Raw genomic sequence first — 12,752 nt, 5'->3', positions numbered from 1 at the left:
CTGTCGGCCTGCGTGCAGATGCCTTCGTTGCCGGCCGTGGCCAAGGTGGAAGCGATGACCGGCAAGCCCGTGATCACCGCGGCCATCGCCACCACCTACGCCATCCTCAAGCAGCTCGACCTGGAGCCGGTCGTGCCCGGCGCCGGCGCTTTGCTGTCCGGCGCTTACTGAGTGCCCCGGCCAAGGAGCGATGACATGAGTACCTTTGTTTGCGGCGGCAACGTCCACGCCAACGGCATCCGGCAGCACTACCTGCGCTATGGCGGCAACGCCGGTGCGCGTGCCACGCGCGATCCGGTGATCCTGGTGCCGGGCATCACCAGCCCCGCCATCACCTGGGGCTTCGTCGGCGAGCGCCTGGGCGAGCAGTTCGACACCTATGTGCTGGACGTGCGCGGGCGCGGCCTGTCCTGCGTGTCGGATACGCTGGACTACAGCCTGGATGCGCAGGCCGCCGACGTGCTGGCCTTCGCGCAGGCCCTGGGCCTGCAACGCTACAGCGTGGTCGGCCATTCGATGGGCGCGCGCATCGGCATCCGTGCCGCGCGCAGCCAGCCGCCGGGGCTGGCGCGGCTGGTCATGGTCGATCCGCCGGTCTCCGGCCCCGGCCGCCGCGCCTATCCCGCGCAACTCGCCTGGTATGTGGATTCCATGGCGGTGGCGCGGCACGGCGTGGATATCGAGACCATGCGGCGCTTCTGTCCCACCTGGACCGACGAGCAACTGGCCCTGCGCGCCGAATGGCTGCATACCTGCGACGAACGCGCCGTGCTGGCCAGCTTCCAGGGCTTCCATACCGACGACGTGCATGCCGACCTGCCGCATGTCGCGGTACCGGCCCTGCTGATGGTGGCTGGCCGCGGGGATGTGGTGCGTCCCGAGGATATCGACGAGATCCGTGGTCTGTTGCCGCAGACCGAAGTCAGCCACGTGCCGGACGCAGGCCACATGATCCCCTGGGATGACGAGGCGGGCTTCTATCGCGCGCTGGGCGGCTTCCTCGGCGCTGAAGTTGTCCCACGTCCACGACAACAGGCCGCGGCCTGAGCCGCCGATCACCAGGAGAGAACATGCCAGTCAGCGATCACGCCCTGATCCAGGCCTGGAAACAGGTCCTTACGCTGTCCCGCCTCGCGCCCGGGCAGACCGTCACCATCCTCACCAGCGCCGCCACCCATCCGCAGACCCTGTCGTGCGCGCTGGTCGCCACGCAGGCGATGGGAGCCATCGTCAACCGCCTGGACCTGCCGCCCGTCAATGGCGACAAGGCGCTGAGCCGCGACCCGCTGGCTTACCTCGGCACCACGGCGCTCACCGGCAACCGCGCCGCCATCGCCGCGCTCAAGGAGAGCGACCTGGTGCTGGACCTGATGACCTTGCTGTTCTCGCCCGAACAGCACGACATCCTGAAAACCGGCACCAGGATCCTGCTGGCGGTGGAACCGCCGGAAGTACTGGTGCGCATGGTGCCGACCGAGGCCGACCGCGAGCGCGTGACAAGCGCCAACGCGCGGCTGTCGCGCGCCAAGGAAATGCATGTGACATCCGATGCGGGCACCGACCTGCGTTGCCCGCTCGGCGAGTTTCCCGCCATCAGCGAGTACGGTTTCGTCGACGAGCCGGGACGCTGGGATCACTGGCCCAGCGGCTTCGTCCTGACGTGGCCGGACGAAGGCGGCGCCAGCGGGCGCATCGTGCTGGACCGCGGCGATATCCTGCTGCCGCAGAAGGGCTACGTGGCGGACCGCGTCGAGCTGACGGTGGAAGGCGGCTATGCCACGCGCATCGAAGGCGGGCTGGATGCCGAGCTGCTGAACGACTACATGGCCTCCTTCAACGACCCGGAAGCCTATGCCATCTCGCATATCGGCTGGGGCTTGCAGCCGCGCGCGCGCTGGTCGACGCTGGGCCTGTACGACCGCGAAGCCTCCATCGGCATGGACGCGCGCGCCTACGAGGGCAATTTCCTGTTCTCGCTCGGCCCCAACAACGAAGCGGGTGGCAGCCGCACCACCGCCTGCCATATCGATATCCCGCTGCGCAACTGCACGGTGCGCCTGGATGGCGAGGACGTGGTCAGGCAAGGCAAGGTACTGGACGGCTGGAACAGCAAATGACGAGACATAGCGAACTCCCCACCTACGAGCGCCAGGGCTTCGGCACGCCGCTGCCGCTGCAAGCCCCCGTGGGCCTGCTGATCGTCGACTTCGTCAACGGTTTCGCCGATCCGGCGATGTTCGGCGGCGGCAATATCGCACAGGCCATTGCCAACACCGTGCCGCTGCTGGCAGCAGCCCGCGAGCAAGGCTGGGCCGTGGCGCACAGCCGCATCGTGTTTGCCGACGACGACGGCGACCACAACATTTTCACGCTGAAGGTGCCCGGCATGCTGACGCTGAAGGAGCAGGGGCCGGCCAGCGCGATCGTGCCGCAGCTCGCGCCGCGCGAGGGCGAGTTGGTGGTGCGCAAGACCGTGCCGTCCGCCTTTTTCGGTACGTCGCTGGCGGCCTGGCTGACGCAGCGCGGCGTGCGCACGCTGGTGGTGGCCGGCGCGGTCACCAGCGGCTGCGTGCGCGCCAGCGTGGTCGATGCCATGTCGCACGGCTTCCGCCCGCTGGTGGTGTCGGACTGCGTGGGCGACCGCGCAATCCAGCCGCACGAGGCCAACCTGTTCGACATGGAGCAGAAATACGCCGCCGTGATGCCCCGCGAGCAGGCACTCGCGGCATTGAGGCGCCTCTGAGCGCGCTTGCGTGCCGCACCACGCACTGTATTGGCTAAAGCCCCAATTGACCGTTGCCGTCCGTTTCGCCAATCTGGCGATAAGATCAGTGCACTGAGTATGTGCGGTGCGCAAGTGCGCGCGATCCACGAACCCCCAAAGCAGTCTCGGATGGCGGCTAACCCGGGCTGGAGAAATGTATGGACAAAGACCACATAGAGAAGGAAGGCGGGCAGGGTGTAGGCGCCCGCGTGGCGCGCAAGGAAGACGCGCGCCACCTGCATGGCAAGGGCCGCTTCGTGGCCGACATCGCCATGCCGGGCCTGCAGGAAGTTGCCTTCCTGCGCAGCCCCATGGCGCATGCGCGGCTGCTGGCGCTGCACAAACCTGAAGGGCTGGAGCACGCGGTGATCGGGCGCGGCGACATGCCCGGCGCGCTCGACATCGTGGCGGACTCGGCCTTTCCCTCTTACCAGCCCTCGGCGCAGCCGCCGCTGGCCAGCGGCAAGGTCCGCTTTGTCGGCGAGCCGATTGCCATGGCCTTCGCACCGACCCGCGCGGAAGCCGAGGACATTGCCGAGCGCGTCGTCGCGGACCTGGACGAACTGCCCGCGCTCACCGACGTGGACGGCGCCAGGCAGGCCAGCGGCACCACGCGTGTCCATGAGCACTGGAAGGATAACCACTTCCTCACGCTTACCGCCGACAAGAATTTCGACACGCTCAGCAAGACCGCCGCGGTGGTGGTCACCCGCAAGATCGACCTGGCTCGCCAGTGCATGGTGCCGATGGAGGGCAAGGCCGTGCTGGCCTACTGGGATCACCAGTTCGACCAGCTGATCGTCTACAGCGCCACCCAGGTGCCGCACATGATCCGCACGGTGCTGAGCCACTGCCTGGGCCTGGAGCAGGAGAAGGTCCGCGTGATCTCGCCCGACGTGGGCGGTGCCTTTGGCTACAAGTGCGTGCTGCAGCAGGAGGAGCTGTGCATCGCGTGGCTGGCCATGACGTATCGCAAGCCGTTCCGCTTTATCGAGGACCGCCGCGAGCACCTGACCGCGGGTGCCAACTCGCGCGAGCACCATTACGAGGTCACGGCCTATGCCGACGCGCGCGGCCGGCTGCTGGCGCTCGACGCAAAGATCGCCATCGATGGCGGTGCCTATTCCGTGTGGCCCTTCACCATCGGCCTCGAGCCGGGCCAGGCTATCGGCAACCTGCCCGGGCCGTATGCCTTCGACGGCTACCGCTGCATCACGGAATGCGTCGCCACCAACAAGCCCGGCTTCGTGCCGTACCGTGGCGTGGCGCGCACCGGCGTGTGCTTCGCGATGGAACTGCTGATCGACGCGCTGGCGCGCGCTGTCAGGCGCGAGCCGTGGGAGATCCGCTGCGAGAACCTGGTGCAGCCGGAGGCCATGCCCTACGTCAACGTCACCAACAAGCATTTCGACGGCGGCGATTATCCCGCCAGCGTGCGCAAGGCAGCGGAGATGATCGGGCTGGCGCGCATCCGCGCGCGCCAGCGTGAACGGCACAGCGATGCCTGGGCGGGATCGCGCTACCTTGGCGTGGGCTTCGGCACTTACACGGAGCAATCGGCGCATGGCACTTCGGTGTTCGCCGCCTGGGGCACGCCGGTGATTCCCGGCTTCGATTCCGCCACCGTGCGCATCACGCCGGACGGCGGGCTTGAGGTGCGCGTGGGTGTGCACTCGCATGGCCAGGGCATGGAAACCACCTTTGCGCAAATCGCGCACGAGATCCTCGGCATCGACGTGGCGCGGGTCAAGGTGGTGCATGGCGACACCGGCGTGACGCCGTTCTCCACCGGCACCTACGCCTCGCGCTCGCTGGTGATGTCCGGCGGCGCGGTGTCGCGCGCCTGCAAGGCGCTGGTGCCGCGCCTGCTGAAGATCGGCGCGCATATGCTGCTGCGCCCGGAGGGCGAGGCCGCGCTGGATGGCGGCGCGGTGAAGGCGGGCGACGCCGCCGTGCCCATCGCCGACATCGCCAACGCCTGGTATATCAATCCACAGAAGCTGCCCGCCGATGTGGATCCCGCCGGGCTGGAAACCACGATGGGCTACAAGCCCAATGTGGATACCGGCAGCTTCACGTACTCCACCCACGCGGCGCTGGTGGAAGTGGACACCGATTCCGGCCACGTAGAGATCCTCGATTACGTGGTGGTGGAAGACTGCGGCACCATGGTCAATCCCATGGTGGTGGAGGGGCAGACCTACGGCGGCGTTGCGCAGGGCATCGGCACCGCCATGTTCGAAGAAATGCGCTACGACGGCAACGGCCAGCCGCTGGCCTCCACGCTGGCCGACTACATGCTGCCCGGGCCCACCGAGATTCCCGCGATCCGCATCCACCATTTCGAGACGCCGTCCCCGCACACCGAGTTCGGCGCCAAGGGCATGGGCGAGGGTGGTGCCATCGCGCCCCCGGCCGCCATCTTCAACGCCGTCAACGATGCGCTGGGGCAGTTCGGCGTGGAGTTGCTTGAGACTCCCCTCACGCCGCGCAAGGTGCTCGAAGCACTGGCCCGCGCCGAACAAGCGCGAGACGAGCCGCAGACCACGCAAACCAGAGAGGCGGCCTGAACCATCATGAAAGCAGCTGCATTCATCTATCGCGCGGCGCCCACGCTGGCCGCGACCTGCGCCGCGCTGGCGGACCGCACCGACAACGCCAAGGTCATGGGCGGCGGCCAGTCGCTGGGCCCCATGCTCAACCTGCGCCTGACGCGGCCCGATACCGTCTACGATTTGTCGAAGCTGGCCGAGCTGCGCACGGTCAGCGTGGAGCAGGACCGCGTGCGCATCGGCGCCGCCGTCACCCACGCGCAGATCGAGGATGGCGAATTCCCGGCGTTGCGCGGCACCATGCTGCAGTCCGTGGCACACGGCATCGCCTACCGCGCCATCCGCAACCGCGGCACCATCGGCGGCAGCCTGGCGCATGCCGATCCCGCGGCGGACTGGGTGGTGGCGCTGACCGCCATGGGCGCCGAGCTTGAACTTGCGTCGAAGGCCGGCACGCGCCGGGTACCCATGACGCAATTCATGCTGGGCGCGTACACCACTGCGCTGACGGAGGGCGAAGTGATCGCGGCCGTCCATGTGCCGCGTCACAACGACGACGTGCGCTGGGGCTACCACAAGCTCTGCCGCAAGACCGGAGAATTCGCCGAGGCAAGCTGCGCCGCCTACTTCGATCCGTCCGCGCGCTTCGCCCGCATCGTGCTGGGCGCGCTCGACGGCGCGCCGGCGGTGCTGCACGGCCTGGCCAACGGCATTGCGGCGCGCGGCCCCGCCGCGCTCACCCCGCAGGCCGTCCTGGCAGCCGTGACGCAAGCCACGCCCGGCAAGGATGCGATCGACCGCAAGCTTTATTGCACCGCTGCGACGCGCTGCATCGAACAACTTTTTAACTGAGGGCCGCAGTGGAAACCATCGCACTGACGATCAATGGCCGCGCCGCTGCCGGTGCCTGCGCGCACCGCACGCACCTGGGAGACTTCCTGCGCGACGGGCAGGGCCTGACCGGCACCCACCTGGGTTGCGAACACGGGGTTTGCGGCGCCTGCACCGTGCTGGTCGACGACAAGCCCGTACGCTCCTGCATCACGTTCGCCAGCGCCTGCGCCGGCAGCAAGGTGGTGACCATCGAAGGCTATGACGACGATGCCGTGATGCGCGAGTTGCGCGCCGCGTTCAACAAGCACCACGCGCTGCAATGCGGCTATTGCACGCCCGGCATGCTCGCCACCGCGCGCGACATCGTGCTGCGGCTGCCGGATGCCGACGAAGCCACCATCCGCCACGAGCTTTCCGGCAACCTCTGCCGCTGCACCGGCTATATGGGCATCGTGGCCGCGATCCGCTCGGTGCTGGAGCAACGGCGGCCGCAAGGCGGCGGCATCGCGCAGGCCAGCACGCCGGCGCCGCGTGCGTTCGTCTGCTTCACGCCCGCCGCCGATAGCGCCGGCGAGGCGCAAGCCGTTGCCGCGGCCACGGAGGAGACCGAGCGCAGCGCCGACAAGAAAGGCTGGTCGCGCATCGATGGCGGCTTCAAGGTGCCGTTCCCGGTCGATGACGTCTGGCGCTTCATGGCCGACCTGCCCGCGGTGGCCAGTTGCCTGCCGGGTGCCGCGCTGACCGAGCAGGACGGCGACCGCGTCAAGGGCCACGTCGCGATCAAGTTCGGGCCGATGGCGGCGCGCTTCAACGGCGCGGCGCGGCTGGAACGGGACGACCAGAACCGGCGCGGCGTGTTAAAGGGCGCGGGCCAGGACTCGCTGAGCAACTCCAAGGCCGCGGGCGATATCACCTACGTGCTTCAGGCGGTATCGGCGGGCGAGACCGAAGTGCTGATCGACTTGCAGTATTCGCTGCAAGGCCCGCTGGCGCAGTTCTCCCGCTCGGGGCTGGTGCGCGATTTTGTCCGTCGCATGATGGCCGATTTCGGCAAGAACGTGACTCGCAAGATGGACCCGTCGCTGTCGGATAGTGAACGCAGCAAGGTCACGCAGATGAATCCGGTGTCGATGATGCTGGGAGTGCTCTGGGAGAGGGTGAAGCGGCTGTTTGGGGGTGGGCGGGATTAAGGCCCCGGGGCAGGGATGGAGGGTGGCGGCTGCATCCGCAGGCTTACAGCCGCGACGTCGCCAGGCGCGCGGCGAGTCCCAGGAACACCACCCCCGCAAACCGGTTCAGCGCACGTTGCGCGCGAGCCGAGCGCAGCAGCAGGGCGCCGAACATGGCCGAGAAGTAGGCGATCACAGAAAAAACAAGCAGGGTGGCGATGATAAAGACCACGCCCAGCACCATGATCTGCAGCGCGATATGCCCACGGTCGGCAGCGACGAACTGGGGCAGGAACGCGAGAAAGAAGATCACGACCTTGGGGTTGGTCAGGTTCATCGCCACGCCGCGCCGGTACATGTGCCCGGTGCCAACGTTGCCGCCGCCGCCTTCGGCCATCTTGCCCACCGGTGCGCGGAACGCCTGCCACGCAAGGTAGGCCAGGTACAGCGCGCCGGCGATCTTGAGCGCCGCAAATGCAACCTGGGATGTGGCAAACAGCGCGGCCAGGCCGAAGGCCACCGCGGCCGTATGCACCAGCAGGCCCGTGCAAAGGCCGAGCACCACGACCATGCCGGCGCGAGGCCCCCGCATGGCGGATTGCAGCAACACAAAGATATTGTCCGGGCCGGGTGTCAGGCCAAGTACCACGGCAATGCCGAAGAATGGCAATAGTGTCTCGAGCGGGGGCATGCGCTTCACTCCTTTGCTGCTGCGGATAGTGCGTTGTCGGGTGAGATCCGGCATTGGGCAAAAACCCGTCGCCGGACCATCAGGAACGCCATCCGAATACTGCCAGCCAGACAACGTTTGTGCCAGCGTGACGCATTGGCACGTCAAGGATGCCATGTTGCCGGACTGCCCGACGCTGCCTCGGGCGCAGGCCGGTGGCTTCCCGCCATCGCATACGAAAGCTGGTTGGCCGCGTCCACCACCGTCTGTGCCAGGGCAATCAAGCGCTCTTCACTGAGCCGCGAAGTCGGCCCCGAGATGCACGCGGACCCGAGCAGCCGCCAATGCAGCCCGAACACAGGCGCTGAAACGCTGGAGACTTCCGGCTCGCGCTCGCCCATCGACAGGTGATATCCCCGCCGCCGGATCGATTCATAGGGCTCGCCCGGCTGCCCTGAGAACGCCAGGATGACCCGCCCGGGCGCGCCGCTGTCCAGCGGCAGCGCCGAGCCGATGCGTACATGGTGCCGGATGGCCTGCGGGCCCTCCACGCGCACCAGGCACATGCGCTGCTGGCCCTCGCGCACGTAGAACGACGCGCTTTCCCCAGTCTTGATCGTCAGCTCCCGCAGCACCGGTTCCACCACTTCATACACATTGAAGGTGGCCTGGTAGCACGCGCCCAGCCAGCCTGCAGCACGCCCGAGCCGCCAACTGCCGTCTTCCTTCTGCACCAGGTAGTTGTCGGATGCCAGCGTGCGCGCCAGGCGCAGCACCGTGGTCTTGTGGAAGCCCGTGCGCCGGCTGAGTTCCGCTAGTGTGAGCTGTGCATCGCTTACGCCGAAGGCTTCCAGGACGCGCAGCGCCCGCCGTACTGCGATCACGCCGCCGCCTGCGTCGTCGGCCGCCTCAATGGCAATGGGGGAATTGGAGGGGACCATGGTGTGGAATGGGGTGCGTACAGTGAAACGCTATTGTACTGCGTGCAACGACCATCCAGAATCCGTTCCAACAAATAACGAGATGGAGACAAGCAATGCACCTGCTGCGCCGCGGCCTGACCACCGCTCTCTTTTGTGCCCTGGCAATCCCGGCCCTGGCACAGACCCAAACCTATCCTGCCAAGCCCATCCGCGTGATCGTGCCGTTTCCAGCCGGCGGCGGCACGGACATCATTGCCCGCGAGGTCACCAACAAGGTGGCGATGGCCATGGGCTGGCGCTTCGTGGTGGACAACAAGCCGGGCTCGGGCGGCAACCTCGGCGTGGACGCCGCGGCCAAGGCCAGTGGCGACGGCTATACCATCGTGCTGGGCCAGACCAGCAACCTTGCCATCAACCCCGCGCTCTACCGCAAGCTGCCGTACGACGTGGCGAAGGACCTTACGCCGGTGGGCCTGGTCGCCAGCGCACCGCTGGTGCTGGTGACCAACGTGGATTCGCCCTACAAGACGCTGGCCGATGTGATTGCTGCCAGCAAGGCGCATCCGGGCACTATCAACATGGCCTCGCCGGGCAACGGCACCGTGGCGCACCTGACCAGCGAGCTGTTCCAGAAGACGGCCGGCATCAAGCTCACACACGTGCCGTACAAGGGCGCGGCCCAGGCCGTCAATGACCTGATTGGCGGGCAGGTGCAGCTGTACCTGTCGTCGGTGCCGACGCTGATCGGCCATATCCGCAACGGCAAGATGCGCGCGCTGGCCGTCACCTCGGGCAAGCGCATGGACGACCTGCCCAACGTGCCCACCATTGCCGAGTCCGGCTACAGCGGGTTCGAGGCCGTGACGTGGTTCGGTTTCGTGGCGCCCGCCGCCACGCCCAGGGGCATCGTGGCGCGCCTGAATGCCGAGTTCAACAAGGCGCTGCAGGTGCCCGACCTGAGGAAGAAGCTGAGCGACCAGGGCGCTGATGTTCTGGGCGGCACCCCGGAGGAGTTCGGCGCGCTGCTGAAGAAGGACACCGTTCGCTGGTCAGCCGCCGTCAAGGCATCCGGCGCGCAGGTTGACTGATCTCCGGCATTCACAGCTACCCCGTCGCCATCCCCGAATCCCCGAATCCCCGAATCCCCGAATCACCGAATCCAAGGAGCCATGCCATGAGCCTGCCCAACATCATCAAATCCTTCGACCGCGTACCCGCCGACATCGTCGCCCGGGCCGCGAAATTCCAGCCCGCGATCCTGGCCGACGTGGCCGGCCGCCGCGGCGCGCTGCACGGCCGCATCCGGGCGTTGCGCCCGCATATGAAGCTGGCCGGCACCGCCTTCACGGTGGAAGTGCGCCCCGGCGACAACCTGATGATCCACGCCGCGCTGGCGCTGGCGCAGCCGGGTGATGTGCTGGTGATCGACGGCAAGGGCGACCAGAGCAGCGCGCTGATGGGTACCATCATGATGAATGCATGCCGCCAGCGCGGCATTGCCGGCGTGGTGATCGACGGCGCGGTGCGCGACAGCCTGGAGATCGACGACATGGATTACCCGGTGTTCTCGGTGGGCACCAACCCCAACGGCCCGACCAAGGAAGTGGGCGGGCGCATCGGCCACCCGGTCTCGGTCGGCGGCGTCACGGTCCACCCCGGGGACTTCATCTGCGGCGATGCCGATGGCCTGGTCGTGGTGGAGCGTGAAAAGATCGCCTCGCTGCTGCCGCTCGCCGAGCACAAGGAAGCCGCCGAAGCGCGCCGCATCGCCCAGATCAAGGAAGGCAAGACCAACGCGCCGTGGCTGGTTGCCTCGTTGATCACCGCTGGCGTGCTGAAAGAGGGAGAGACGCTGTGAGCACCAAGCCCGCTATCCTCGTCACCGCGGCTGACCTGGCGCCACAAGCCGAGGCATTGCTCGGCGATTACGAAATCGTCTATGCCGGCAAGACCCCCCAGCCCGCCGATCTGGTGGCGCTGGCGCAGCGCCACAACCCGGTCGGCATCATCGTGCGCTACGGCGCCGTGACGCCGGAAATCATGGATGCCGCCCCCGCGCTGAAGGTCATCTCCAAGCACGGCAGCGGCACCGACACCATCGACAAGCCCGCCGCCGCAGCGCGCGGCATCGAGGTAACGGCAGCGGTTGGCGCCAATGCCGCAGCCGTTGCGGAGCAGGCCCTGGCGTTGCTGCTGGGCTGCGCCAAATCCGTCGTGACGCTCAACGAACGCATGCATGCCGGCCACTGGGACAAGGCCACGCACAAGAGCTTCGAGCTGGCGGGCCGCACCATTGGCCTGATCGGCCTGGGTGCCATCGGCCGGCGCTTCGCCAGGATGTGCGATGCCATGGGCATGCGCGTGATCGGCTTCGATCCATATGCCCGTGACCTGCCGGACTATATCGAGCCCGTGGACCTGGAAACGATCTGGAAGGAGTCGGACGCTATCTCGCTGCACTGCCCGCTGACCGCCGACAACAAGGCGATGATCAACGCGCAAACGCTGGCACGCTGCAAGCCCGGCGTGATGCTGGTCAACACCGCGCGCGGCGGGCTGATCGACGAACCCGCACTGCTGGCCGCGGTGCAGTCCGGACAGGTAGCCATTGCCGGGCTGGACAGCTTCGCGGTCGAGCCGATGACGGTGCCGCATATCTTCCACGGCCAGCCTGGTTTTCTGCTCAGCCCCCACATCGGCGGCGTGACCAGCACCGCCTATGTGAACATGGGCGTGGCGGCCGCGCAGAACACGCTAGGCGTGCTGTCTCGTGCGCAAGCCCCGGTTCTGGCCAAGGCCTGAAGGCCGAAGCCGGCCCCCGCCCGGGCCAGGAAAAATACAAGGCAGGAGACACAATGAAAACCAAACCGAACCGCGTATCGGCACTGCGCCGTTGCGCGCTGGGCGCGATCGCCTTCATCGCCCTATCCGCCCACGCACAAACCTGGCCCGACAAGCCCGTCAGGATCGTGGTCCCATACCCCCCAGGCGGTGCTGTCGACGCAGTCACCCGAAAAATGGCCCAACGCCTCACCGAACAAACCGGCCAGAGCTTCGTCGTCGAAAACAAGGCAGGCGCCACCGGCACCATCGGCACTGTGCAAGTGGCGCGCGCCCCGGCCGACGGCTACACGCTGCTCGCCAACGACACCACGTATTCCCTGCTGCCGCACATTTTCAAGAAACTGCCGTTCAATTACGCGAATGACCTGCAGCCGGTAGCCGCTTTCGTGTTCGCGCCGATGGCCGTGGCGGTCAAGGCCGACAGCAGGTTCAAGACCATGAACGACCTGATCGCTGCGGCCCGCGCGGGCGACGGCAAAGTGAGCTACGGCTCAGGCGGCGCCGGCACCACGCCGCATTTCGCTAGCGAAGCCCTGGGCGTGGCCACCAGCGCGCACTTCATGCACGTGCCGTTCAAGGGCGCGGGCGAGGCCACGCTGGCGCTGCTCGGCGGCACGGTGGACTACCAGATCGCATCCACGCCCGGCGTCATCGGGCAAGTCAAGGGCGGCAGCCTGCGCCTGCTGGCAGTGAGCGGCGACAAACGCCTTGCTGCGCTGCCCAATGTGCCGACGTTTGCCGAGGCAGGGCTCAAGGGCTATGGTGTAGTCAACTTTACCGGCCTGTGGGCGCCCAGGGGCACGCCGCCGAAGGTGCTGGAGCGCCTTCAGAAAGAAGTGGCTGCGGCCATGGCCTCCCAGGACATGAAGACCTTTGCCGAAGGCATTGGCGCGAATCCGGGCTACTGGGATGCGTCGACATTTTCCAGGCAGCTTGCCGAGCGCGCGGCGTTCTGGGGCAAGGTGGCGGCCAATACCGCATTTGAAAGGCAATAAT

General features: G+C 67.2%; 12 protein-coding genes and 1 pseudogene. 11 read left to right on the top strand and 2 right to left on the bottom strand.

Annotated elements, in window-relative coordinates:
• From AC1DS6_RS38665 to AC1DS6_RS38635, 7 genes and pseudogenes are all read left to right on the top strand, one after another.
• A pseudogene (locus AC1DS6_RS38665) lies at positions 1-171 on the top strand (Asp/Glu racemase); the annotation flags it as partial.
• Positions 172-195: 24 nt separating this feature from the next.
• Entirely contained in the window at positions 196-1,047 is an 852-nt protein-coding gene (locus tag AC1DS6_RS38660; RefSeq protein WP_441634577.1) for an alpha/beta fold hydrolase, read from the top strand.
• Between the two features lie 23 nt (positions 1,048-1,070).
• Positions 1,071-2,117 carry a 2,5-dihydroxypyridine 5,6-dioxygenase NicX family protein gene (locus AC1DS6_RS38655; RefSeq protein ID WP_045242965.1) on the top strand — a complete coding sequence of 349 codons (1,047 nt, stop codon included), beginning with the start codon at positions 1,071-1,073 and terminating at the stop codon, positions 2,115-2,117.
• On the top strand, positions 2,114-2,743 hold the full coding sequence (locus AC1DS6_RS38650) for an N-carbamoylsarcosine amidohydrolase (protein WP_441634575.1): 630 nt from the start codon (positions 2,114-2,116) through the stop codon (positions 2,741-2,743). The genes AC1DS6_RS38655 and AC1DS6_RS38650 overlap by 4 nt, the downstream gene beginning before the upstream one ends.
• A 179-nt stretch (positions 2,744-2,922) precedes the next feature.
• Positions 2,923-5,334, top strand: coding sequence for a xanthine dehydrogenase family protein molybdopterin-binding subunit (locus AC1DS6_RS38645; protein WP_477104491.1), 2,412 nt, complete (start codon positions 2,923-2,925; stop codon positions 5,332-5,334).
• Positions 5,335-5,340: 6 nt separating this feature from the next.
• Positions 5,341-6,168: an FAD binding domain-containing protein gene (locus AC1DS6_RS38640; RefSeq protein ID WP_441634571.1), complete on the top strand. Its 828-nt coding sequence runs from the start codon at positions 5,341-5,343 to the stop codon at positions 6,166-6,168.
• A gap of 8 nt (positions 6,169-6,176) precedes the next feature.
• Entirely contained in the window at positions 6,177-7,340 is a 1,164-nt protein-coding gene (locus AC1DS6_RS38635) for a xanthine dehydrogenase family Fe-S subunit (protein ID WP_441634569.1), read from the top strand.
• Between the two features lie 43 nt (positions 7,341-7,383).
• Here AC1DS6_RS38635 and AC1DS6_RS38630 read toward each other — a convergent pair whose 3' ends face one another.
• Both AC1DS6_RS38630 and AC1DS6_RS38625 read right to left on the bottom strand, forming a co-directional pair.
• Positions 7,384-8,010 carry a LysE family translocator gene (locus tag AC1DS6_RS38630; protein ID WP_477104490.1) on the bottom strand — a complete coding sequence of 209 codons (627 nt, stop codon included), beginning with the start codon at positions 8,008-8,010 and terminating at the stop codon, positions 7,384-7,386.
• A gap of 143 nt (positions 8,011-8,153) precedes the next feature.
• Positions 8,154-8,930, bottom strand: coding sequence for an IclR family transcriptional regulator (locus AC1DS6_RS38625; protein WP_477104489.1), 777 nt, complete (start codon positions 8,928-8,930; stop codon positions 8,154-8,156).
• Positions 8,931-9,025: 95 nt separating this feature from the next.
• Here AC1DS6_RS38625 and AC1DS6_RS38620 point away from each other — a divergent pair, with 95 nt between their 5' ends.
• From AC1DS6_RS38620 to AC1DS6_RS38605, 4 genes are all read left to right on the top strand, one after another.
• Positions 9,026-10,000 (top strand): Bug family tripartite tricarboxylate transporter substrate binding protein, encoded by a 975-nt coding sequence (locus AC1DS6_RS38620; RefSeq protein ID WP_045242958.1) that lies wholly within the window; start codon positions 9,026-9,028, stop codon positions 9,998-10,000.
• A gap of 86 nt (positions 10,001-10,086) precedes the next feature.
• Complete coding sequence (locus AC1DS6_RS38615; RefSeq protein ID WP_477104488.1) at positions 10,087-10,770, top strand: RraA family protein; 684 nt, start codon at positions 10,087-10,089, stop codon at positions 10,768-10,770.
• Positions 10,767-11,714, top strand: coding sequence for an NAD(P)-dependent oxidoreductase (locus AC1DS6_RS38610; protein WP_441634559.1), 948 nt, complete (start codon positions 10,767-10,769; stop codon positions 11,712-11,714). Before AC1DS6_RS38615 ends, AC1DS6_RS38610 begins: the two co-directional genes overlap by 4 nt.
• Before the next feature lie 53 nt (positions 11,715-11,767).
• The gene (locus tag AC1DS6_RS38605) at positions 11,768-12,751 is read left to right on the top strand and encodes a Bug family tripartite tricarboxylate transporter substrate binding protein (protein WP_477104487.1); all 984 of its coding nucleotides are present in this window, start codon (positions 11,768-11,770) and stop codon (positions 12,749-12,751) included.
• Position 12,752 lies beyond the last annotated feature (1 nt).

Source organism: Cupriavidus sp. 05L310, assembly GCF_056398185.1.
This window is presented reverse-complemented; position numbering and strand designations above follow the sequence as displayed.

Excerpts from the sequence above, each read along its gene's own strand:
- AC1DS6_RS38660 (WP_441634577.1), top strand. The coding sequence starts at position 196 with ATGAGTACCTTTGTTTGCGGCGGCAACGTCCACGCCAACGGCATCCGG.
- AC1DS6_RS38615 (WP_477104488.1), top strand. The coding sequence starts at position 10,087 with ATGAGCCTGCCCAACATCATCAAATCCTTCGACCGCGTACCCGCCGAC.
- AC1DS6_RS38620 (WP_045242958.1), top strand. The coding sequence starts at position 9,026 with ATGCACCTGCTGCGCCGCGGCCTGACCACCGCTCTCTTTTGTGCCCTG.
- AC1DS6_RS38650 (WP_441634575.1), top strand. The coding sequence starts at position 2,114 with ATGACGAGACATAGCGAACTCCCCACCTACGAGCGCCAGGGCTTCGGC.
- AC1DS6_RS38630 (WP_477104490.1), bottom strand. The coding sequence starts at position 8,010 with ATGCCCCCGCTCGAGACACTATTGCCATTCTTCGGCATTGCCGTGGTA.
- AC1DS6_RS38640 (WP_441634571.1), top strand. The coding sequence starts at position 5,341 with ATGAAAGCAGCTGCATTCATCTATCGCGCGGCGCCCACGCTGGCCGCG.
- AC1DS6_RS38625 (WP_477104489.1), bottom strand. The coding sequence starts at position 8,930 with ATGGTCCCCTCCAATTCCCCCATTGCCATTGAGGCGGCCGACGACGCA.
- AC1DS6_RS38655 (WP_045242965.1), top strand. The coding sequence starts at position 1,071 with ATGCCAGTCAGCGATCACGCCCTGATCCAGGCCTGGAAACAGGTCCTT.
- AC1DS6_RS38645 (WP_477104491.1), top strand. The coding sequence starts at position 2,923 with ATGGACAAAGACCACATAGAGAAGGAAGGCGGGCAGGGTGTAGGCGCC.
- AC1DS6_RS38605 (WP_477104487.1), top strand. The coding sequence starts at position 11,768 with ATGAAAACCAAACCGAACCGCGTATCGGCACTGCGCCGTTGCGCGCTG.